At 52.7% G+C, this 25888-nt stretch carries 7 protein-coding genes; 5 read left to right on the forward strand and 2 right to left on the reverse strand.

Annotation, left to right across the window (positions count from 1 at the left end):
* Positions 1 to 34 precede the first annotated feature (34 nt).
* Together CHL74_RS08000 and CHL74_RS08005 are read left to right on the forward strand one after the other, a co-directional pair.
* A complete protein-coding gene (locus CHL74_RS08000; protein WP_141241271.1) occupies positions 35 to 15049 on the forward strand; it encodes a hypothetical protein in 15015 nt (5004 codons plus the stop codon).
* A 29-nt stretch (positions 15050 to 15078) separates the two neighbouring features.
* A complete protein-coding gene (locus CHL74_RS08005) occupies positions 15079 to 19719 on the forward strand; it encodes a pectinesterase family protein (RefSeq protein WP_094880645.1) in 4641 nt (1546 codons plus the stop codon).
* 137 nt (positions 19720 to 19856) lie between these two features.
* Here the strand turns inward: CHL74_RS08005 and CHL74_RS08010 are convergent, their stop codons facing one another.
* Positions 19857 to 20723, reverse strand: coding sequence for a helix-turn-helix domain-containing protein (locus CHL74_RS08010; protein ID WP_094880646.1), 867 nt, complete (start codon positions 20721 to 20723; stop codon positions 19857 to 19859).
* A gap of 150 nt (positions 20724 to 20873) precedes the next feature.
* On the opposite strand from CHL74_RS08010, the gene CHL74_RS08015 reads away from it, so the two are divergent.
* The 3 genes from CHL74_RS08015 to CHL74_RS08025 are packed head-to-tail and all read left to right on the forward strand — an operon-like array spanning position 20874 to position 25072.
* Positions 20874 to 22196, forward strand: coding sequence for a TolC family protein (locus CHL74_RS08015; RefSeq protein ID WP_094880647.1), 1323 nt, complete (start codon positions 20874 to 20876; stop codon positions 22194 to 22196).
* 57 nt (positions 22197 to 22253) lie between these two features.
* Positions 22254 to 23375 carry an HlyD family secretion protein gene (locus tag CHL74_RS08020; protein WP_094880648.1) on the forward strand — a complete coding sequence of 374 codons (1122 nt, stop codon included), beginning with the start codon at positions 22254 to 22256 and terminating at the stop codon, positions 23373 to 23375.
* Positions 23375 to 25072: an MFS transporter gene (locus CHL74_RS08025; RefSeq protein ID WP_094880649.1), complete on the forward strand. Its 1698-nt coding sequence runs from the start codon at positions 23375 to 23377 to the stop codon at positions 25070 to 25072. The genes CHL74_RS08020 and CHL74_RS08025 overlap by 1 nt, the downstream gene beginning before the upstream one ends.
* 100 nt (positions 25073 to 25172) lie before the next feature.
* Here the strand turns inward: CHL74_RS08025 and CHL74_RS08030 are convergent, their stop codons facing one another.
* Positions 25173 to 25325: a protein tyrosine phosphatase gene (locus tag CHL74_RS08030; protein ID WP_094880650.1), complete on the reverse strand. Its 153-nt coding sequence runs from the start codon at positions 25323 to 25325 to the stop codon at positions 25173 to 25175.
* Positions 25326 to 25888 lie beyond the last annotated feature (563 nt).

Raw genomic sequence — 25888 nt, forward strand, 5'->3', positions numbered from 1 at the left:
GCAAACAGTTAAACTTCAATTTAAAGACTTGAATATGAGCGTATATCCCTCAAACTGCATATATCGTAAACTACTCTTCTTACTCACCCTCCTGCTTGTCAGCGCCCAGATGGTGTTGGCGCAGCAGGACTCCACTGTCGACACCGAACCTAAAGTGTATGGCAACGTGTATGACGGCACGCCCTACTATGCCGAGAGCTATGAGTCAGGCGACGGATCGAAGGACAAGCCGTACCTTATCAGCAACGACATGCAGCTGGCTAAGCTTGCACACGACGTCAACAACGGCGTGTCTTTCTCCGGCAAATACTTCAAGCTTACTAAGGACATCGACCTTAGCAAGGCGTTGTGGACTCCTATCGGCTCATGGAATCCAAAGACACCTAATTTCTTTGCCGGTAAGTTTGACGGCGACGGCCATAAGATAAGCAACATGCACATCTGCTGGACCAATGCAGACGGTCAGGAGGCTTCATGGGGTCTCTTCTCACGTCTGGCAGGATCAGCTGCCAACGAAGCTGGCTTCGCCTGCGTCACCAACCTGGTAATCGAGAAAGCCTGCGTGGAGAAGACAAAGGGTTATCGCCCCGTGGGCAGCGGTACCATAAAGCTTGGCGTCGTAGCCGCCGACCTTACCAAGAACGCTGAGATAAGCAACATCATCATACGCAACTCAAAGGTTACGGACAACGAGGAAGCGTATGACGCTAACGGCGTATACCGTATAGGCGGTATCGTGGGCTACATCAACGGCGGCTATCACCGCGTCTTTAACATCTCTGCCGACGTAAGCATGAATATGCACAAGAACGCCACATGCAAGAAAGCGGTAACCATATCTGGCGGTATTGGTTGTGCCACCAGCTTCTCGACCAACTCTTACACCATTCTCCCCACCAACATCTATGTGCATGGTCCTGGCATCATAACAAACGGCAGCAACATCAAGGGAAGCGTCATTGCTTTCTATGGCAGCTCGTACCAGAAGAATTTTCCAGCATCCAATAAGGCTACATTATATTACTCTAATGCCAATGCCGTATCAGGTTCTACCAACTACAACGACGGAACAGAGCATGAACCCACCGACATCGACCCCTCTACGGGCAAGACGTTCTTCAAGACATTTACCGAAATAGCCAACGCTTACATCAACGACAATAAGCTCGACCGCAAGACTTGGGCTTATTCCGCCACGTCCAACAGCTTCGCATTCAGCTCCATAGCTCTGAAGATGGAGCGTGGCAAGGAGGACGTGCTCACCGTCGTTGACGAAGAAGGCAAAACTATGAATGACGTTTACGACTGGTATGTGTCGCACGGCAATGCTGAGCCGGTGAAGTTAAATACCGACAAGCTCAATCCCTTCACCCTACAACGTCAGACATACGCACAGTCTGTGTATGCCACCGACGGCAACTCCACCACCAATACTCTCATCGTAAACCCCATCACGCTTTCGGCAAGTCTTACGACAAGCGAGCGTGACTTCACCGTCAACGTCACCAACGACTCTGAGGAAGGTCTCTCCAACGACGAGCTTGGTCTCGACATCACCTACGAATGGTATAACGGTACGGAGCGTCTTACCTCCATTCCCACTTCGCAGAACATCGTAACGCGCCCTACGGACAGTTCCAAAGGACGCAAGTATTACTGTAAGGTTACGGTAAAGAGCGGCTCATCGGTATTGCTTGAGAAATACGTGAATGTTTCGGTGGTGGTTTATCTCTGCCCTGCCGGTGTAACCACATCTGACGGCAAGACATACGCCATAGGAGCCGACAATCTTACGGACGACTCATGGGGCTACACTCCCAACAAGCCTATGCTTACATGGAAGGGAGCCTACAGCAAGCTGTCAGCCAAAGGTTCGTGGGACGAGAACACCATCGTCCTTATGGGTACCAGTTCTTCTACTGACACCCAAAACGGTTTCTGCCTAACTAAAAACTATAAAGGCGAGAACCTTCTTACATATGATGACTGGGCAAATGCAAAGCGCGACAATCCCCAGCTCTTCCGCAATACCACCATCACGGGCAAGTGGGACAAGGACTACGAAGGCAAGATAGAGATTATGGGAGCGTCAAGAGGTCTGCCCATCTGGGGAAACACCCGCTTCGAGAACCTTACCTTCGCCATGAACGGCGGCGACAACTATAAAATCATCTACTGCCAGTATAACAACATCCTCATGGATGAGGGCATCCGCATGACGGGATTCAGCCATAACTCACCCGACTACGGCACCATCGACGGCGCCGTGACCAACGCCCTGCACATCTTCGGCGGCATCAACAACGACGGTCGCTTCTATCCGCTCAACAATCCGGACAGCATCGCAGCCTATAACAAGTCGATGCCTCATGGCAAGGAGGGATTCAGCATCAGCGTCAAGTCCGGATTCTATTCCTGTATCAGTGCCGGAGGTCGTCAGTCGGTCACCATAGTAGACAACAAACCTGCCAAGCAGAACGGCATTATGGGTACACCCCAACAACCCATAAAGTGTACCATCGACATTGACATTGACCGTACATGGAACGACCTCCACAACGAGCAACGTATGGTGACGATGAACGACAGCACAAAGAGGCTGAGCACCAACGACTATGACGCCGGCGTCATCCTTGCCGGCAACCACGAGGGTGCCATGTATGCCGACGTCGACATCATCATCAGAAGCGGCAAGGTGGCTCGTGTTGTCAACGGCACATTAGGTGCTCAGACCGAACTGACTCTGCCTTACGATGACAAGACATACAACGTACCTTGCAATACGTTTATGGGAAGAGCCAACATCACGCTCGACCCTTCGTCATCCGAAAACAACAAGGACGAATACACCGACAAGCGTATCATCATAACCGAGCTTTACGGTGGCAGTACCGGTCGTGGACATACGGGCAACGTGGTTGTCAACAATCCCTTCTACGGCATCAGCACCGTCACCATCAACGGCGGCACCTTCCAGATTCTTCCTGAAAACAACGACAAGAAGGACAACATCCTCTGCGGCATCTTCGGAGCCGGTGCGGGCGGTATGAACGGCATCGGATATGGCGACGACACTGCCGACACACACACGCCCGACGATCGCATTCCTTACTGGAACGACCGCCGCGACGTGATGCTCTACGGACCGTACGCCACAGCCAAAGACCGTCTGGTAAGCTATCATTGCTACAATGCTGACACCCAGGACTTCACCGAGGTAAGTCCTACGGACACACGCTCCGAAATTGTCATCAATGGTGGCGAGTTCGGTTACGCTTCCGCTCCCATTGACGGCATATATGGTGGCGGTAGCGGCTTTATGAGCAAGAGTCTGTGGACCAAGAAAGCAGCCACACCGAGCCAGTACGGCGGCAACGTGTATGGCAACGGCAATGAAACGGACGTCGTGACATCTCTGACCATTAATGGCGGCGAGTTTTATTGCCAAAAGGGTGTGTTCGCTGGCGGACGCGGCACCGCCTATTTCTTCTCCACTAACGCGTACGGTGGCAACATCAACTACGGCAACTATAAGTATAAGGAACTGGGCAAGACCTACGGCAACGTGAAGCTGACCATTAACGGCGGCATCTTCCATTGCCCTGTCTTCGGCGGAGGCTACGGCGTGGCAGACGCCCAGCAGCTTGGCAAATCCAACGTGGAGACTCTCTCACGCATGGCTCGCGTATATGGCAAGTCTGACGTCAACATCCAGGGCGGCGTCTTTTTTAATAATGTATACGGTGGCGGCGACATGGCTGTGGTGGAGAACCGCGGCGCCGATGCCACCAACGTCGTTATCGGCAACAATGCTGACATCCGCGGCTCCGTGTTCGCAGGAGGCAACGGTCGTCGCCGTCGTCCTTCCACACAGACATTCGCCGCGAACGACGGCCTGACGCAGCATCCCGACTCGGTGGGCTTGGTCATAGGCAATGCCAACGTCAGCCTCATCGGGTCAGCCGAACAGGCACCTTACGTGTATGGCGACATCTTCGGTGGCGGCAATTTAGCTCAGGTCAGCGCCGACACCTACGTCAGCATCTATGCGGGCAACATGGCTGGTCAGATTTTCGGTGGCGGCAACGGCTACATCAACGGCGACACCATCACCTATGCCGACGTTCTCGGCAACACCAACGTGATGCTGGCGCAGGACGAAGGCAGTATGAGCGGCGAGGGCGGACACAATGAGAATAACGAGTTCTCAATCAATGTGATATGGAACCGCAAGTGGGATGCCACGAATAACCTCTTCTACGTCTGGGACTCTGACATCAAGGACTCCTCTGACGAACCAGCCATTGAGGGAGCAGTGTATAAGAAAGACGAGTTCTTCGCCAATGGCAAGTTCCTCAATCCTCATAACATCTACGGCGGAGGCAATCTTGCCTGCAACGTCGCAGGAAAAGCCACCGTTCTCGTACAGAAGGGAACTACTCCCTACGATCTGCTCACGACAGACGAATGGAAGCAGGCTTATACGGACAACGACAATCCTCACTTCAGTGTATTCGGCGGCGGTTACGGTCAGCTGACGAAGGTCGGAAGCACCGATGTCACCGTCAACGTAGACGGTGATTACGGAAAATACGACACGGAGGTGGACGATAATTATCAAATGGCGCCGCCTAAGATTTCCGAAAGTGGCACTTTCGCCACTCACGCCGAACGAAGCGCAACAACTATATTGCCGGTTTTCGACAACTCTATGGGCATCCCTAACTTTACAGTATGGGGCGTTCTGGGAGGCGGTTATGCAGGTACGGTGGCTGACAGCACCAAGGTGACGGTGGACGGCAAGACCTTCGTCCATCGTGTGTTCGGCGGTGGCTTCGGCGACCCAGCCTCCACCAAGGACAACACCACGGGACAAATTGGCGGCAAGACGGAGGTGTATTTGTGCGGCGCACGCATACACGGCGACGTGTTCGGAGGTGGCGCCGGTCTGAAACCCACGACTCCTTCTTCCGACCACTTCGTCAATGTGGCTCGCGTCGTCGGCACCACCAAGGTGGACATCTCTGACGATGCCAAGATTTACGGCAATGTGTATGGCGGTGGCGACAACGCCAACGTGGGCGAGTATGTCTCTGCCAAGCCCTCCACATATTACTCTACAGACTCGCTTCGCAGCGTCTCAACTCTCAATCAGACCGACGGCACATTCATTAGCTATGAGGCTGTGGGCTATCGTTCGTTCGTCAATATCTCCGGCGGCACTGTCTTCGGTGAGGTGTATGGCGGCGGCAAGGGTCTGACAAAAGCAGAGGCTGACCATTATGAAAACGTAGGACGCATCAACGGCAATACGCTCGTACACATCACCGACAGCAAGCCCGGCAACGATACTGACAAGGACAACATCGTGCCCTACGTATGGAGCAACGTCTACGGCGGCTGTGCCTACGGCACGGTGGACGGCAATACACTCGTACACGTCGAGGGCGGCATGCTCGGCAACAGCGTCTTCGGCGGCGGATATGGCGACGTACTCATTGACAACGAAGAGAATCCTGCGGACGAGGTGCTCGGACGTAAGGACACAGCGAACGAGGGCACCTACGCCAACATCCTCGGCAACACGAAGGTGCAGATGGACGGCGGCACGTGGATATGGAACCGCAAGGCAGACCAGAAAGGCAACATCACCACATGGACCTCGGCAGACGCTGACAGCAAACGCGTATGCAACAACAAAGAAGAGTTTATGCGTCTTGTCTTTACTATGGTTGCTGCCCAATCGCTTGACAGCATCACCGATACTGCAACCAAAGAGGTAATAAACCGAATCAGGAACGACAAGAACACGAGTCTCTTCTTCGATTTGGACAGACGCATGTTCGCCAACAACCATAACATCTTCGGCGGAGGCAACCGTGCCTGCAAGGTGGGCACAACGGGAGACAACAACACGGGCAAGGCTGTGGTCATCGTCAATCATTCGCCCCTTGAAGACCTTAAGGACTCGAAGGGAAAGACCATAAGCTTGTTCGACATCACTTCGCTTCAAGGCATGTGCTGGTACTTATGCTGTTCGGATGCCTCACGCCCGCAGTTCTCTGTGTTCGGTGCAGGATATGGCGCCAATACAGAGGTTGGCAAGACGGAGGTTTATGCACAGCCCGGAACAAAGGTTGACGACAAAGGCGTTCTGACCATAGACGGCATCAAGTATCGCTATCTGAATCAGAACAAGGACTTTCAGACATATCTGAGTCTGGAGTTTTCCATGGTTAACGACTTCCAGAAAGTGTCGAAGGAAGAAAAGATGCTCTATTACGGCAGCTATGACGGCAGCGACGACGACCCTAACACGTTCCGACGTTATCACGCAAGCCGTCTGGCATGGATGACAGGCGCAAGCGGACTGACATTGCTTCAGATAAACGGCGGTGGCTTTGCCGGCTATGTCAGCGGCGATACCTATGTAGAGACCGACTGTCAGCTCACAGCGCATGACATCTACGGAGCTGGATTAGGCGCCCTTCCATACGGCGACTATAAAGACGGCAGCGCCTACGACTTCGGTAAGGTGAAGGGCAAGTCCACGGTTTTCGTCAAGGCTGGCACCATCGAAGGCAACATCTATGGAGGCGGAGCCGGCGTAGAGTCGGCATGGAAGAACGGCGCTTACGTCGACTTCCCCAATATGGCTCGCGTGGAGAATACGGAGGTGCATATTTACGGCAAGATGTTCACTTACAAGAACACGAACAGCCGCATTGACCGTACGTTGGTGCTCGGCAGCGTGTATGGCGGTGGCGACGTGGCTAACGTAGGATCCAAGAAGGCAGCCCCAGCCACGTTCTCACGCGACAACTACGTCAATCCCTCCAACCGCACCACCCTGGTAAACATCCGTGGCGGCTCTATCATGGACGGCGTGTTCGCAGGAGGCAAGGGACGTATCGCCTCGGAGTGTGCAGACTATAAGACATTGGGCGGCATCTACGGCAACACCTGCCTCATCATTGACCGTCCCGTCATACACTATCCTTACTGGGACGACAAGAAGAAGCAATCTCTCTCGCCCTCGGACGACGCCAACATGGCTCATCCTGCGGACGATAACAACAGGGATGTCTATTCCTTTTTCATGGAGCGCATCTACGGTGGCTGTCAGAACGGCACCGTCTATGGCAACACTCTACTGACACTCTACTACGGTTCCATCGGACATGGCATCTATGGAGGCGGCTTAGGCAGCTCCAGCACCGCCGACGTGGAGGGCAAGAGCGTGCTCACCACCACGTCAGCCGACGTAACGGGCAACACCAACGTGTTCATCCTCGGCGGCGAAGCCCTTATCCATTCGTACTGGCGACCACGTACCCGCTCATGGGAACCTGCCAGCATCATCGACGGCGTGACTTACTCTCCGCAGTACGACCACGAGAAGCTGAAGTTTAAGATCAATCATAACATCTACGCCGGCGGCAACGTGGCATGTAAGGTGAACGGCAATACTTACCTTACCATGACGAAGAGTCTGCTCCACGACTACACCGAGCTGGTATCGGGAAGAAACGACAAAAACTTCTTTGAGAGCAACGAGTGGAGAGAGATTTACGAGAAGGTGGGATCGCCCCACTTCTGCGTCTTCGGCGGCGGCTATGGCGACAGTGCCATCGTCGTAGGCGACACTTACGTCAACGTGGATATGGGGAGTCGCGGAAGCAACCACAGCGGCATGGGCTTCGTAGAGGGTGAAGAATACAAGCACTTCCTTAGCGGCTATGCGGTTATGGACATCATGGGTGGCGGCTATTCGGGCAAGGTCTGCGGCGACACGCACATCGTAGGCTCAGGTGGATTGTTCTGCCGTCGTATGTTCGGTGGTGGCTCATACAGCTCCGTGCGCTCCACGGACGTGGAAATCAAGGCTGTGGACTGCCATGACGTCTTCGGCGGCGGATTTATGGGCGACGTGCTTAAGGCCACCACGGTGCGCATAGGCACCAACACACCAGACGCCACGTCTGCGTTAAACAATTCGGACATCTACATCCACGGCAACATATACGGCGGCAACGACGTGTCAGGATACGTGAACGTGGTGCTCAACAAGGACGGCTACTTCAAGGACAACGGTGGCACGGGTGCCAGCATCCAGATTTTCGGAGGCCACATCTATGGCGACGTTTACGGTGCCGGCAACGGCAATTATCTGTATGCCAACGACCGAAACGGCAACAAGAAGGTGACCGTCAACGAATATTATCCGCTCAATCCTGACGACCCCAAGTCGGAGACCGTACCGTTGGTCTATACGGTGCCGATGCGAAGCACCATGCCTTCGCTCAGAGCAGCCACCGACGCGGTGAAGATTGTGAACATCAATTCGTGGCGTCCGCTTACCAATAAGGTGAGCATCCACATCAACGGCACCTCCGCCACGGACACCATCCGCATTGACGGCAACGTGTATGGCGGCGGCAATTCTGCCACCGTGCAGAAGATATTGGCTCCGGACGATGAGCAGCTGGAAGATTCGGACGTGATGGTCGGCGACGTGAATGTCAACATCGGCAGTCATGTCCGCATCGGTGGCGTGTTTATGGGATGCAACGGCGACGATATGTTCGTCACTTCGGAGGACAATGACTTTATGAATATGTTTCAGAAGCTCAACGGCGACGTGGACGACCACTCGAAGGAGCTTGACCTTGCCGACTCCATAGACTGGACCAACGACCCTGCCAACATGGACATCAGCACCGTGTATCTGCCGACGGAGAACAGCAAGCGTCCTCTTGTCTATCCGCACCTCATCGACCTCTACTTCCAACCCGTGGAGACTGACATCCAGGGCAGCCTGACATGGAACGGAAGCGTGGACGGCAAGGGCCTTGAGGACTGCATCATCGGCACGTTCTGCTGCGGCGGCAACCGCGGCAACATGAACGTCAAGCCTATGACAGCGGAGGAGGACGACCGCAAGATAGGCAACGTGGTGGACTATTACTTCCCCGAAGGTCTGACCATCACGGAGAAGATAGTGGGCGGATGTAACAACGCCAACTACGACTATAAGGGCAAGGCGTTCCATGAGGGCGGTTATCTGCTCGGCATCGCACACTCCATCTATCCCTTCATCAACCTCACCATCCGCAACCGCTTCCTGCCTAAGGAGAAAGACGGAGCTTATGTAGGAGGCAGCGTGTATGGCGGTTGCTTCAAGAGCGGCACCATCAGAGGCGACATCACCGTCAATATGCAGAGCGACATGCTGGCTGGCAAGGAGAGGGAGAAGCTGGAGAAGTCGAACGAACTGCTCATAAAGGATTCGGAATATTCTTCGCTCAACGTGTACGGCGCCGGCTATGGCATGGAGAGCTACGTATATGGCAACACGGAAATAGTGTTCGGCGATAACGTGAAATGCTCTGACCCACAGATGGACGGAGGCAAGTTTCTGCCGTGCGGCGTTTCAGCCAACTTCGTATACGGCGGCGGTCAGCAGGGTAATGTCATCGGCGTCACCAATGTGGACATCCTCAACGGCCATGTCTTCCGTGCCGTTACGGGAGGATCGTATTCGGGCTACGTGTTCGGTTCCACTCAGGTGAAGGTGGGCTATCCCACATACTATCATGTCAACTCTGACCACTACGTCAGCGGCAGATACGTGCTCAACCGTACAGACCAGAAGAATCTGCACCTGGAGAACAACAACGGCACGGAGACATCGCCCACCATCAAGCAGAACATCTATCTGCTGACGGACGAACTGGTGTCGCAGGGCACATACGACGACATCGTAGCCATTGACAACGGCAACGGCAAGCGCAAGGAAATAACCGAGGCCAACAAGGACTATTACTTCACGAAAGTCACTCCCAAGGAACCGTCTGTGGGATGGGACAACGTGCATATCAACATTGACGAAGCTGTGTATGGCGGTGGATATTCCATCGCCCAGGGATCGTCTGTCCTTGCCAACAACACCACGGTGCTGAAGTTCACTGACAAGTATAATGCGGACAAAGCCTACACCACCGACGAAGACCTCGAAGAACTGAAGGGGCTGCCGGGAGGTTCGACGGCTGGCTTCGGCGGCAACACGCTCATCGTCATCGGTGACAACAAGGACCATGAGCACATAACTATCTCCCGTCAGGAGATGAAGGCGGTGACATTGCCTGAGGGCACAGACCTCTACGGCTATTACTATAAGCATTACGACAACGACGAGGCAGTGGCTAACGACGTATATACGTATCGCTACATATCGTTGCAGGACAAGTATTTCTATAAAGGTGGCAGTACGCCTCCCGCCGGACTTAACGGCATCCGTGAGAACGTCTTCTACGAGTATGACAGCGAGGGCGGCATCTTCGGCGACGGCCACCTCTCGTATGCGCAGGGATTCCGTAGCGCCGACGTGACGGGATATGGCTTTGCCGAACACACCATCGACAATCCGAAGATTCTGAATACGTTCCAGCGTCTGGACATCATACGCCTGGAGGACAACTGCTTCTCGCTTCTCGGCGCACGCGACTATACCGTCAACGAGATAAACAAGACGCCCTACTCCATCTCTCGTGTGGGCGAGATAAAGATGGTGGCTGACAACATCCGTCTGGACATCAACGGCAACTTGGAGGCTAAGACTGACAACAACAACGCATTCACGTACAGCACCAAGGCTCGCAACTACATGGGATTCTCCAACAACATACATTATGTGGGTGCCGTAACGTCCAACGTCAGCTTCGATAAGGAGAAGTGGCACAACCGCAAGGGAGAGCTTGCCTCTGCCACGAACGCGGACGACAAGGCTTTCGCAGGAATGTCTTATCAGGACGTGAAGCAGAAATACATCGACGACTATCAACAGAACAAGGACAAGCAGGACGCTAACGACCCGTTGGGCGAGTTCCAGAAGCGCAACGACGGTACGGCGAAGAACATGATTGGCATAGCCTCGGGCTACGCCATGAAGATTCAGCTCTGCCAGGACACTTACGACGAGGACTATAAGAAGGTGGTGGAGAAAGAACATTACGGTCCCATCTATGGCGTAGTGGAGATGAATCTGATAAACGTCCGTCAGGATGAGGGTGGCGGCTACGTGTATGCCGACAACAATCACAAGCGTCATGAGGGCGATTCGCACAAGGAGGACTTCCTCGAAACCACGGGCAACTTCGTCTTCCCCTATCATGAGGGACGCTACATCGTGGACGACTGTTTCCCGACGGGCTATTACTCTGCCAAGAATGTGGAGGACGTCAAGGTGCATTACTGGTATGTAACGGGTTTCCACTATTATTATAATGTGAACATCACGGGCTACACTTACCAGTCGTCGAAGGACCATCCGCTCGAGTTCGACAGCGACAACAAGGACGGTCTGACGGTGCTCTCGGGTCTGAAGAGCGGACAGAAGGTGCGCATCCAGACATGGAAGATGCGCAGCGGACACCCGGCGGACAAGGACGAGTACTCGAGCGACCTCGAATATCGTAACTACCTTACGGGCAACGAGAGTAAGTATTACTCAGACAAGGTGACGGACGGCTATCGCCTCTATGTGGGCGGTGCTGCCACCAACTCGTTCAGCGGCGCTCGCACGGAAGATGACAAGGAGAAGGAGACGAAAGGTTTTGCCGCACAGCTCTCAATGAGGGAAAAGGGAAGCAACGAGACCACGCTCTTCAACAATACGCTCCCTGCAGGTCTGAAGGAGGATGCCAAGATAGCGTTCAAATTAGTGGACATGGTGGATAACACCAACTACGTGGAGCATGACTACTTCGACAAGCACCTCTCAAAGAAGAGCTTGGCTACGCTCGTGATAAAGGCTCCTGCCTACGAAGAGTATGTCAGCGACACCAACAACAAGCCCATCTATGCCAACACGGGCAAGCTGTATAAGAAGACAGCGGACGGCTATGTGGAGATAACATCGGGCAAGCTGGACGCTGACAACACCTACTATCAGCCACAGACGGAGGAGTTTGTCAAGATTGACAGCCTCTTCCAGTACGACATCAACAACAAGAAGTACGAGAAGGTTAGCAACATCTCTGACATCATCATAGACGAGAACAATCCTACTGCGTACTACGTTCCGCGCGAATACACCTACACCATCTACCTGACCATCGAGTATGTGCAGGGTCCGACGGTAAGCGGACACATCAACGTGGGCAACTGTGTGCTGCCGGGCGAGATGATACGCGTTACGAAGGACGACCTCGTGGTTAACGCCGACCAGTCGTTCGCGGTAAGCGGCTATTACTGGCGCATCGGCAAGCGTGAGAAAGCTGCGGACGGAACGTGGAGCTTCACCGACACCACGCCGTGGACAAAGGAGAACATAAAGGACGCGGTGGCTAAGGGATACGACACCTTCAACCAGGCTGACGAAAAAGGCAGCGGTCTGTTCACGGGTTGTCATTACGACAAGACAGACGACTATCTGGACATACCGGCATATTACTATATGAACGGTTACGGCATCCAGCTCGGCGTTGCCATCACTGGCGTGAACGACATAATGCAGATAGACATGCAGGAAGACGACCGCCTGACCGTGCACAACTATCATCGCATGGATCCTCACAAGGCTGGCATCAACCTCCACCTTGCCGAAGCCATAAAGCGTGCCAAGGAGGAAGGCAAGGCGTTCGCTGAGCCTCGCATCTACATAGCCGACCAGAGCGACCTTAAGGCGTTTGCCGCCTTCGTCGACTCAATAGGCAATGGAAGTAAAGCTCCGCGCTATGGTGCCAATGCACAGTTTGTGCTGCAAGACAATCTTGACTTGACAGCCACGCCGAAGAACGGCGCTTACATCTCCGAATTTGCCGGCATCCTGCATGGCAACGGCCATATCATCAACGGTGTGGGATCGGACAATGCGCTCTTCGGTAAGGTGACGGGCAACATCTATAACCTCGGTCTTTCCTCGGGAAGACTGTCCGGCACGACAGACGAGAACGTAAAGCCCAACTATCATTGCTGTTTCGAGTATGCTCCAAGCGGCAGCGGCTCAACACCTGTGGTGTATCGTTGGGACGGCAGCGCCTACAAGGGATATACGCGTGACGACTTCCGCCTCGGAAGAGTGGCGTACGACCTCAACGGATATTATCTGCTTAGACGTAACAAGGCTGACAAGGACGTTCTGAAATACGTGGCAGACTATTATGCCAACGGCGATTATCAGTATGCTTGTCGTACGGATGCCATCACTGGCAAGAACACCGGCATAACCTATCTGCGCATCGGTAAGCTCAGCGACATCCCCAACTATGAGCAGGTGGAGACGCGTCATGACAAGACGCACCCCGCAGACGCTCCCCGTCTGGTGACAGAGGACGGAGCTTCGCATTACGTGCCGCTGTTTAACGACAACAAGAACGGAGCCGAACCGATGAACGACTACCTCTTCTGGGGACAGTCCTTGCAGTCGGAACCGGAGATTCTGCCCAGCGAGATAGCCTCTCACCAGCTCTCGTTTATGAGCAACCGCGTGTATCGCACGGCGGCTTACTATGGCAGTACGGCGCTGGACGCATTCCACTATAACGCCTACAGCCAAGGCTCCAGCTCAATGAATACGTACGTGCATGACAGTAAGACAACGGCTATTGACTTCACCTGCAAGGATGACCTGCCTGCAGCAATGGGCATGACAGAGCGCGGCATCTTCTATCCGCCGGTGGATGACAACGCCACTGCCTTCAGCGACTTCCGTGTAAAGGACGGTGCCGGCATTACGCAGAACCTCCTTGTGTATACTGCCGACGACAACACCGATGCAGGCAATGAGGCTTATGACGTCGTGAAGAATACGCTCGGTTATGAAGAGACCACAAGGGAGGCGCTCATAAAGGGTCATCACGTGGTTAAGACTGCGGACGACAGTTACGCAACGTCGCTCCTTCACCTCGTGGAACGCACCTCGGACAACGTGAACAGCGAGGGCGAAGAATGTCTTAACAACGACCTCTGCGTGCCCATCGCCTTCAACGTCACGGACCGTGCATGGTATGTGCGCAAGCCTATGGCGTACGCAGAAGACTATTACGGAGCGTGGGAAGGCATCTGCCTGCCGTTTACGGCTGACAAAACGGTGGCTTCGCTGAACGGCGAGATAACTCACTTCTACGGTTCGCCGTCCGCTGAGGAAGCTGCAGACCCGAAGCAGAACATCCACACGCTGCATCACGAGTACTGGCTCCGAAGCCTTACGTCTGTAGGAAATGAGAACGGCAAGCCGTCGGCTGTGTTCAAGCGACCGGACAACGATGCTGAGAACGGCGTGAACTATACGTTCAGCAATACGTTCTTCATCGACAACTACAGTGGCTGGCTCTACAATAAGGACGCCAACCCGTACTATGCCGAGGAGCACGAATACGCTGAATATCCGCGCCTTGCCGCCGAGAAGCCTTACATCGTGCGCTTCCCCGGCGAACGCTATTACGAGTTCGACCTCTCAAGTGCGTTCTATAACAAGCTGTTGGGCAAGATGGAGGACGCTCAGACCATTGCCTTCAACGCTTACGGCAAGACGCAGAACGGCAACACCTCGTACGGCACGATTACCGTTCCTGTAACCAAGACGATGCAGACCGTCAAGGACGGCTATGCGCACAGCGGAACCTTCGCTGCCGTGGAGGTAAGCAAGGGCAAGGTGTATGGCATCAACAAGGGCGGCACGGCGTTTGACGACGCTTCCGCATTGTCCACCGTCATGCCGTTCCGCACGTATATGTCCGTAGAGACGGCTGGCACAATGACAAGTCCTGCCTACAGCAGTCTGATAAACATATCGGAACTGAAGGGAGGAACCATCAGTCCTGACGCCATGGACGACGAAGACAACGCTCAGAACGACGGCATCATAGTACGTCCCATCGGCGGACAGCGTGTCCGTGTGGAGAGTACAGTCAGAACAAGGATGAACGTGGTGACGGCAGTAGGCCAGCTCTATCGCATCCTTGACGTACAGCCGGGCACCGCCACATACAGCGGATTCCAACCAGGACTCTACATCTTCGGTAAAACAAAGGTTATAGTAAAATAAACATCTCACACAGTATATATATAGTATATATGGTAAAGAACATCTTATCTGCCAGTCACACATTGCGTGCCTTGACGCTGCTGCTTCTCTCCTTCTGTGCCTTTCATGGGGCATGGGCGGAGGACCAGCAGACGCATGATCACGTCGGCAACGTAGTCTTCCACATACCGGAGGGCATGGTGAACGGGGCTTCGGACGACACCAACGGCTCGTACAGCATCACGCCTTCCAAGCAGACAGGCGTGCGCTCCTTCGTCATCCCCACCAACTACACGTTCTTCAGAAACAAGGATAAGGACGGTTATGCCTCAACGCTGCAGTACTGGGTGGAGGAGAACGGCGACACCACCGTGCATTACGTGCCGGGATATAGCTATAAGTTCGCTTCCGAAGGTCAGACGCTGACGCTCGTTCCTGTCTTTAAGGACAATCCTGCTTCGGCACATAACCGCACAAACGTGACGGTGATGCGCTTCGACTTTACGCGTAAGCTGCACGACTATGACGACCCTAACACCAATCAGCGCCGTCAGGTATGTGCCCCGCCAGTTAACTTTGGTAGCGGAGAGAAGCCTTTCTGGACCACGAAGGTGCACGTAAATGTCATCGAGAACGGTGAGGACAAGTCGCATTATCGCGACGTGGCGTTATGGTGCGACACGGGCAAGAAGGGATATATACGCAATACGAAGCTCGAAGAATGGTGCGCATTCGGTCCCGGAACGACGTTCTGGGTGCCGGGAGGTGTGGGTACAACCATATCAATGCTCACCTACTCGAAGATTTCGTCCACCACGTTTGACGGTGTCGTGCCCAAGCTGGACGAGGAACAGACCCTGAAGGAACGTGAGAAAGCCGGACATGACAAGGTGTACGTCTACACCTACACCACCAACAATCCTGACCTGCGTGTGCCTATAGTGATCGGAGAGGACGACTATTCGTACTATCATTGGATAGAGGTGAGAACAGCTCCTGCCAATATGGTGGAGCTGCACGCCGAGGTTCATGACAAGGAGCACGGAGTGATAACAAAGACGGAGTCGGCTTCAGGCAAGTTTGAGATAAAGAAACTGGAGGATGGAGGCTATGCCTTCAAGAAAGGCGACCGCGTCCGCCTCACCCTTAACAGACGATTCGGTTATGAGCTTGACCGCATTGACTATCTTGGCAGCAAAGACAAGAACGGCAAGCCGCTTACAGTACTGAAGATGAAAGATGACGGAACAGTGGACCTGCTCGCCTCTCTCAATGACAACAAGATCACGAACTTCGTAAAGAACGACGACGGATTATGGGGCAACGCCTCCGGCGACAACAAGACGGTGTTTACGCTGAAGGAGACAGCACCTACGGATGAGGAACTGGCAGACAGCCTTTACACTCGTTATGAGGTGGAATTCAACATCACCGACCATCGTTACTTCATGTTTTACTTTAAGGAGAAATCCACTTACTACGTCACATATAGCGGCGGAAAGGAGGCGATGGGTACGCCTCCCGCTGCTGAAATTGTGGAGGAGGGTGACGCCTTTGTAATCCCCACCAACCGCACGCTCTTCTATAAGGGCAACACGCTGGACCATTGGGAGGACGAAGGTGGCACCGTATATAATATCGACAGCACGTATATTGCCACAGCGAGCGACCTGCATCTGTTCCCCGTATTCATGCCTAACAAGTTTAACCGTCTGGACGTAAAGGAGGATGTGACAGCCACATGGGACTTTGCCACCAACGACGGAGCGCCTACCATCGACATAGAAAAGGCGCAGGGCATCCTTGTCACGCAGCTGAAATGGAACAACCAAGCCATAGACGTCAAGATTGACCTGGACGCTACGAAAGGAAAATTCACGAATATGAATGAGGCACATCCTGAACGCATGCAGATTACTGCCGGTGCTGTCATCGGATTCCAAGCCACAGCGGGTTGCCTGGCAAAGCTAACGCTGACGGAGAACATCAAGAAGGGCGACAAGACGGTGAAGATAGAGGGTAAGTCGTTGTCGCTTGTAGGCAACATGGAGCCTCAGACTGTCTGCAAAGCCGACACCGCTAATCTGAAGGTGGAGTTTGTTAGCGGTTCTTACTTCCGCTGTTTCAGCGTGACATACAAGAAGCAGAACGTAACGAAGCCCACCATCAAGACCATCTCCTGCGACGGCAATACGCTCGGCGCAGAGGAGATCCGTAAGCAAATGACGGAGAACGGGTATCTCTCCTTTGCTGTCTCGCCTTGGAAAAACGCAGACGAAGAGATGCCGGAGGTGAAGGGCACAGCCACCGAAGACGGCGTGGTGACTGCCACCAAGGCTGACATCACCACGAAGGAATGTAACGTTACGGTGACGACGCGCAGCGGCATAACAGTGGAGTCGTATCCCGTAAAGTTCGAGTTGACAACGCCAGACACGCCGCCCGTGTTTACGGGAGTTACTGTAGGAGGAAAGTTATACACCGGCACGTCCAACGAAATTTACGACGTTCCGCGAAGCGGGGTCATCAAAGTGGGATTCAATCGCACTATGAAGCAAACCTTGGTGTTCGTGAACGGCACGTTGTATATGCCTGAATCAGGTAAGGAACTGGTGTTCAGGTATTGGGATTCCGCAGCCGGAGGCGTCATTAACATGGCGTTTCCTGGAGGAACATTCAAGGACATATATGGTGCTGCATACCAGCAGGAGCTTTCGCTGACCTTGCATATAACGGAGGAGAAGGAGAAGTATCATCGCCACACCTTCAATTTCGTGGTGGGACGTGACGGCGACATCAATAAAGCCATCAACGCAGCCAACGAACACAACTATTCTGACGGTCACCGCTTTTACATCTTCGTGCCCGACGGAACGCATCATCTTACGGGCAATGCCGAATCAGACATAGCCGGCGTGGGCACCATCAATAACGGTGTGACAAGAATAGACTCGTCTAATGTGTCGCTCATTGGTCAGAGTAAGGAGGGCACTATCCTCTACAACGAGCCGAAGTACGGCGGTAGCGCATGCACAGCCACCATAGCCTTGAACGTAGACGTCAACGACTTCTATGCCGAGGAGCTAACCTTGGACAACCGCTTCGACTATGTGAAGGCAAAGGAGGAGAAGCTAAACACGCAAGCCATTGCGTTCCGTGACCGTGGAGACAGAACGGTGCTGAAGAACGTGGAGCTAAGAAGCTATGAATATACATACAACTCAAACAACCCCGCTACCAGCTCGCGTGGCTACTTCGAGAATTGCGACATCACGGGAGCAGTGGATATGGTCATGGGCGACGGCAATATATGGTTTGAAGGATGTAATCTTGTTCTGCGCGATCGTGCCGCTAACAACATCGCAGCGCCTACCACACAAACCATTCAGGAATGGGGCTACGTCTTTAACAACTGCACCATCAAGCCTGAGACCTCCCAGCCGTCACTGCTGAAGGACGAGAACTGGACGCTTGGACGACCGGGCAACAACTCGCCGGCTTGCACATTCCTCAATACAAGGATGCTCATCGAGCCGCGCCCGTACGGATGGACGAAGAAGAAGACGGGGCTAAAGGTGCGCTTCCATGAAAACAACAGCATGAACGCGGCTGGCAACAAGCTGTCGCTCGGTGCCCGCACCATCGCAGTCTGCGCACCTGCCGCCGGTTCTGACGAGTGTGTGCTTAGCGACGCAGAGGCTGCATCGTACAATGTGCGCAACGTCATCGGTGGCGACGACGGCTTCAAGCCGGACGAACTGTGCTGCCAGATAGACGCAGCTTCGGCTAACGACGAGGACAGGGACGCCAACAGCATTACATGGACGGACAACATCTCCATAGAGGACAACTTACTGACGTGGAACGATGAGGGAAAAGCAATGTGCTACTTTGTCTTTAAACAGAACGAGGAAACGGGCAAGTGGACCTTCGTGGACAACATCACAACCAACTCTTACGACCTCTCAAAGCATGAGACGGGATATTACTGTGTACGTGCTGCCAACATGCGTGGCGGCTTAGGTGCTGCCACAAAGAGCGTATGGTATGAGAAACTCGAACCCTACGTGCTCACCATTCATCAGACCGGCGACGAGACAGTGGACGGCAAGCCGTACGGATGGAGCACCATCTGCCTGCCTTTCAATGCCCGTGTGCCGGAGGAAGTGAAGGTTTATGCAGCCACAGCACACAACAGCCAGAGCGCAGACGACAAGGTTAACGACTACATCATGACGCTCACTCAGGTCATGGTGACTGACAGTCTGAAGGGTTACGTGGTGTACGGACCTGCCGGCGACCACAGCTTCTCCCCCACCTCGCAGACTTCCGGCAAGCCGACCATCCTCGAGGGCAACGCCACGGACTCTCCCCTGTCTGCCCTGAACATCCCCTGCTACGTTCTCTCCAACAAGACATGGGGACTGGGCTTCTATAAGTTCACCGGTTCTTACCTCGCCGCCCACCGAGCATGGCTCCCACAAAGCGTAGTGACAGACCAGGTGAACAGCGGATTGTCTGCAAGCTCGCGAGCCATCCGCTTCGAGATAGACAACGCCACAGCCATCTCGCCCATCCGTTATGACAAACCGGACAACACCGTATACAACTTGTCAGGACAGCGTGTCAACGGAAACACACCAAGAGGAGTATATATTATAGGGAAAAGAAAAGTGGTAATGAACAGATAGACGAATCAGCTGATATCCCCTGAAATTGGGTCTACATAACAGACCTGATTTCAGGGGATACGCTTTTATGTCACATTATTTATTTGTAAATATTTGATTATTCTAATTTATTGCCGTAAAAATGTGTTACACAATATCTACAGCCCGTGCCTGTAAGCCACTGGCGACACCCCCACTTGCTTCTTGAAGAACGTGCCGAAAGCAGAGGCATTGGGGAAGTGGAGGATGTCGGCTATCTCCTTTATGCTCTTGTCCGTAGTGGACACGAGAGAGATGGCACGCTTCGTTATCGCCTTAAACACCAGTTGCTGCACCGTGCTGCCCGACACCGACTTAACCAAGGTCGTGAGGTATTTCGGCGACAGACACAGACGGTCGGCATAGAAGCGGACGCCTCGCTCACGGTCATAATAACGGTCGACGAGTTGCATGAACTGCATGTAGGTCTCGAGCTTGCGCGTCGGAGCATTGTCGTCATGCTTCGAGAGTTCGTGGAAGATGCTGCACAGGCGGTATGTCAGCGAGAGAAGCAGCAGACGGCGCTCATTGGCGGCGAAGACATTGGCATCACTGTTGCCGACAGCTAAGAGTTCGGAATACTTGGTCAGCTCGTCCTCATGCCCCGTGTGCATTACGCGGCAAGCACAAGGATTGAGCAGTTCGACGAACTTCATACCCACCACCGTACTGCCGAGGATGTCGCGAATGGAGTCCACACGATACAATATTATCACCACCGCACAGTCGTCGCTGTGACTGCGGACAGAGAAGTAAGCATCGCGCGAGAGAAACGCCGTCTCGCCCTTCCGCACCTCATACTCCACATCCTCACAGCAAAACGAGAAGCGTCCTGACGTACACACGATGATGCCTACGTCAGCCACGTGGAAGCTTTGGAAGAAGGCTTCCGGAAAAGAAGTTATATTGCCGCACGAACAGCAGATGTCCTCATTATTGGCCATCTGCTCTTCCAGCGTATTTATGCCGTTAATGTTGTCTTTCATTACCTATATAGTTTGTCCAAGGCGAAGTTACTAACTTTTTATCAGAAGCGGAAAGCCATAAAGAGAAAATATGAACAACTTGTGATATTTTATGAATATGCCTACGCCACTATTAATCCGTAACTTTGCAGTCGAAATATTAATAAAGGTATGAAAAGATTATTGTTCACATTTTCCCTGACACTTCTTGCCCATTATTCAATGGCGCAGGAAACATTGTCATTGGGTCAGTGCCTACAGATGGGCATTGAACGAAACCTCAACTTGAAGACTTACGAGGGCAACGTGCTTAAAGGCAAGCACAACATCAGCGAGAACCGTGCACGACTGCTGCCGCAGATAAACATCGGCGCCGTGCTGAACGACAACTTCACGCCTCCCGTATCGGTTACGGACGGATCGGCTTACGGCAAGCCGTACAACGTGACGAAGACGCTGCAGTATAACTCGTCGGCGAGCATCCAGCTACAGATGCCGCTCTACAGTCAGACTGCGCTGACGGCTCTCGACATCTCGAAGACGCTCGACCAGCTCAACTCGCTCTCTTACGCCAAGGCGAAGGAGGACCTTATCATGCAGATAAGCAAGATGTATTATCTGGCGCAGAACACGGAGGAGCAGATTGGCATCATCAAGGACAACATCAAGCGCTTGCAGGAACTGCGCGACATCACGCAGGCTTTCCATGACAACGACATGGCGCTGGGCGTGGACGTGAAGCGCGTGAACGTGAACCTTGAGAACCTCAGCGTGCAGTATGACAATGCCAAGGCTATGCTCACTCAGCAGTATAACATGCTGAAGTACGTCATTGACTATCCCGCTGACCAAGACATCGTAGTGGAGAAAGCTAACGTGGAGACCATCGACTTGGCTGCGCTTACCGGACTGAACGTGAATCAGTACGAGCTGCAACTCCTCCAGACGCAGAAGACATTGGCTGAACAGCAGAAAAAATTAGTGAAGGACGGATATCTACCGACGCTTGCCCTTACCGGCAACTTCACCTACTCTGCCTTCACGGACAAATTCAAGAACTGGTTTCAGTCTGGCGAGTCAAATCATTGGTATAACTCAAACGGCATCGGCATCTCGCTGCGCATCCCCGTATTTGACGGCTTCGAGAAGCGCTCAAAGATAAGAAAGGCCCAGATTGACATCGACAACGCCAAGCTCTCTTACGAGAATGCGCTGAAGGGTATGCAGACACAATATGCCAACGCCGTGAACGACCTCGCCAACAACCAGCGTAACTTCAGCAAGCAGCGCGACAACTACCTGCTCGCGGAGGATATATATAATGTGACAAGCGACCGTTATCGTGAGGGCATCGCCTCGATGACGGAGGTGCTGCAGGACGAAATGAGCATGAGCGACGCACAGAACAATTACCTCACCGCCCACTTCAACTATCAGGTGTCGAACCTGACACTGCTGAAACTAACGGGACAGCTGGAAAAACTCATGAAGTGAGTTTTTCAAATTAGGAGTTTTGAGTTTTTATCGAAAACAATATAATCAGACAAGACAATGGAAACAAATAACAATACAAATACAACCCCCGCAAACGACAACAACAACCAGTCGTCGCACGAAGTAACCGCCAAGCAGCTCAAGCGCCAGCGCATCCGTCAGATAATCGTAAGCCTCATCGGTGTGGCAATCCTCGTATGGGGAATCGTAAAGATTGGCTGTATGTTTATGGACTATAAGAGCAACGAGAAGAGCGACGACGCTCAGGTGGAGCAATACATTTCGCCCGTAAATATGCGCGCATCGGGATACATAAAGAAAATATACTTCAAGGAGCATCAGGACATCAAGAAGGGTGACACGCTCCTCGTGCTCGACGACCGCGAATATCGCATCCGCGTTATGGAGGCAGAGGCAGCGCTGAAGGACGCTATGGCTGGTGCCAACGTCATTGATGCCTCGGTGCAGACCACACAGACCTCAGCCACAGTGTATGAGGCATCCATCGCTGAGATTGAGATTCGCCTCGCCAAGCTGGAGAAAGACCGTCAGCGCTACAAGAACCTGGTGGCTCGCAACGCTGCCACTCCCATACAACTGGAGCAGATCGAGACAGAATATAACGCAACAAAGAAGAAGCTCGACGCCGTTCGCCGTCAGCAGAAGGCTGCTTACTCTGGCGTGAATGAGGTGCAGACACGCAAGAAGAACACAGCAGCTGCCATAGAGCGTGCTCAGGCTGCCCTTGAGATGGCCAAGCTCAACCTCTCTTACTGCGTCGTTACGGCTCCGTGCGACGGCAAGCTCGGCAGACGCACCCTTGAGGAGGGTCAGCTCGTAAATGCCGGACAGACCATCACGTACATCATGCCCGACACTCAGAAATGGGTGATAGCCAACTATAAGGAAACTCAGGTGGAGAAGCTATACGTGGGTCAGAAGGTCATCATGACCGTGGACGCCTTCCAGGGCAAGGAGTTCGAGGGCAAGATAACAGCCATCTCTGGTGCAACGGGTTCAAAATACTCTCTCGTGCCCACAGACAACTCAGCCGGCAACTTCGTGAAGATTCAGCAGCGCGTGCCGGTACGCATTGAGTTTGAGGGAATTTCGAAGGAAGACAACGAGAAGTTGGCTGCCGGAATGATGGTAGTTGTAAAGGCTCAGCTTAATAAATAATGACACAAGCAGAAATATATACGGCGGTGCCCGAACACCTGCCTAAGAATTTTCCGTTCTATAACTGGGTGCCAAAGCCACTTGGCATCGCCTTCCTCGTCATCCTTTTCATACCTATCATGACGGTTAGCGGTGCCTACACCGTGAACAGTAGCGAGATGGTGGGCGGGCTTGGCATCCAGTCGGAACACATCGCCTTCATAAGCTTCGTCACGTCCATAGGCATGGCGGCGTTCTCGCCGTTCTTCTATGCCTTGGTGAGCGTGCGACGCCAGAAGATGATGAGCCTCGTGGGATTCTCCCTCTTGGCTGTGCAGAGCTATATCTGCGCCAACACGGACAGCCTCTTCATACTGGCTCTCAACAGCCTCGTGATGGGATTCGTGAGGCAGACGTTGCTGATGTGTAATCTTTTTACGCTCATCAAGTATGGCTTCGGCATTGAGGCTACGCGAAACGTCACGCCGGGCAACGAGCCGATGGACGAGAAGGGATGGGATGCCCTTGACACTGAGAAGAAGGCAAGCCAACCCATCATCTATTTCTTCTTTATGCTTCTCGGACAGATAGGCACGTGGATAACGGCATGGTTCGCCTACAACTATCATTGGCAGATGGTGTATTACGCCATGCTCGGCTCCATCCTCGTGGCATTGCTCATCACCTTGGTTTGCATGCCTTACAATCCCTACCCCACAAAGCATAGCCCGCTGTCGTTCTCAAAGTTCGGCAATGTGGTGGTGTTCTGCCTGATGTGCTGCTCATTTGTCTACGTGACGGTTTACGGCAAGGTGTACGACTGGTATGACAGTCCGAACATCCGTTGGGCTACAGTGATATGCGTGGTGTCGTCCCTACTGTTCTTCTATCTGGAGAAGACGCGCCGATCGCCTTACTTCATGCTCAAGGCTTTCAAGTCGCGCAGCATCCAGGGTGGTATCCTGCTCTTCATCGGACTGATGATATGCAACTCCAGCTCCATGCTCGTCAACATCTTCGTGGGCGTGGGTATGAAGACGGACCAGATGCAGGTGGCAGTACTCGGCAACTGGGTGTTGCTCGGTTACTTCATCGGACTGGTTACCATCCTGATTCTCAACAGCAAGGGTGTACACTTCAAGTGGTTCTTCGCCCTTGGCTTCCTGCTCATAGGTGCCGCCTCGCTGTTTATGTATTTCGAGGTGCAGACAGACGGTATGCTGGAACGTATGAAATGGCCGGTCGTAATCCGCGCCACGGGAATGATGCTCCTCTATTCGCTCATCGCCGTATACGCCAACCAGCGTATGCCGTACAAACTGCTCTCCACGTGGGTGTGCATCATGCTCACCGTGCGTATGGTGATAGCTCCGGGCATCGGCTCGGCTCTCTATCAGGTGGTGTTCCAGCACCGCCAGCAATACTACATCACCCGCTACGCCCATGACTATGACCGCACCAATACGGAGACTGCCATGACCTACGACATGACTGCCCGCGGTATGCAGTATCAGGGCAAGAGCGAGACGGAAGCGCAGAACATGGCAGCCATGTCAACGAAGGGCAAGGTGCAGATACAGGCCACTCTCTCCGCCATCAAGGAAATGTCAGGATGGACCATCTACGCCTGCATCATCCTCGCCGGACTGATGCTCGTAGTGCCATGGCCAAAGCGCGACATATCGAAGGACACAAAAGAAGGGTTTGTTAATTATTAGTTATTATTTTTTAATTATTAATTGGGCTGCGCCCTTACAAATATAAAAGAGGGTGTGCATTCTTGTTTCTTGCATAGAAACATTGAATGCACATCCTCTTTTATATTAACACATTGAATGATACAGGTTCTTCTCCTGTTCTTGCTTTATATTCTTCATAAAGCATTTCACGCATTCTCTCCACCATATTTTTCTTTTGTTTTTTAGCTGATTCCCATCGTTTTAAAGCTTCTTCTCTTGTTATTTTATCCATCTTTTATTCCTTATTGATTTTACTCAATGCAGATTAAAATTCTTTATTTCGGACAAAGGTATATATAAAAAACGTAACAAACTAATAAAATGAAAGCAAAGCACTTTCTTAACCTTACTATATATTAAACTTTTCGACGCTTCATCCTCAGTATTCCCACAATTATTTACAAATTCTTTTACACAAGGGACTGAGGGTGAAGCTTTTTTTATTAATTTAACCCAAATCATTAGGACTTGGAGTTAAACATGTTTTCGCACTCTTCAGTAGTTCTGCCGAATACAATATTTGCATCTCTAATGCTCAATACTATGAGCTGAGCGCACAACAAAATCTTTGGTGTGAAATTCTTGAGTTTTGAGCGTTTGGAGACAATGTGCTTATACACAGTGTGTTATGCGGTTTTCTGAAGAAATATTATGAAATCAGATTCGCAAAATGACTTAATACAGATTTGCTTTACACGGTTTTAACAATTCAAAAACAGTGTAAGTAATGAAAAAAGAGCGTAGACAACCTCGTCATTTTGACGATCAGTTCCGTTTGAGTGTATTAAAAGATTA

Origin of the sequence: Prevotella sp. 885, assembly GCF_002265625.1 — a bacterium.
Taxonomy (GTDB): domain Bacteria; phylum Bacteroidota; class Bacteroidia; order Bacteroidales; family Bacteroidaceae; genus Prevotella.

Excerpts from the sequence above, each read along its gene's own strand:
- CHL74_RS08000 (WP_141241271.1), top strand. The coding sequence starts at position 35 with ATGAGCGTATATCCCTCAAACTGCATATATCGTAAACTACTCTTCTTA.
- CHL74_RS08005 (WP_094880645.1), top strand. The coding sequence starts at position 15,079 with ATGGTAAAGAACATCTTATCTGCCAGTCACACATTGCGTGCCTTGACG.
- CHL74_RS08010 (WP_094880646.1), bottom strand. The coding sequence starts at position 20,723 with ATGAAAGACAACATTAACGGCATAAATACGCTGGAAGAGCAGATGGCC.
- CHL74_RS08015 (WP_094880647.1), top strand. The coding sequence starts at position 20,874 with ATGAAAAGATTATTGTTCACATTTTCCCTGACACTTCTTGCCCATTAT.
- CHL74_RS08020 (WP_094880648.1), top strand. The coding sequence starts at position 22,254 with ATGGAAACAAATAACAATACAAATACAACCCCCGCAAACGACAACAAC.
- CHL74_RS08025 (WP_094880649.1), top strand. The coding sequence starts at position 23,375 with ATGACACAAGCAGAAATATATACGGCGGTGCCCGAACACCTGCCTAAG.
- CHL74_RS08030 (WP_094880650.1), bottom strand. The coding sequence starts at position 25,325 with ATGGATAAAATAACAAGAGAAGAAGCTTTAAAACGATGGGAATCAGCT.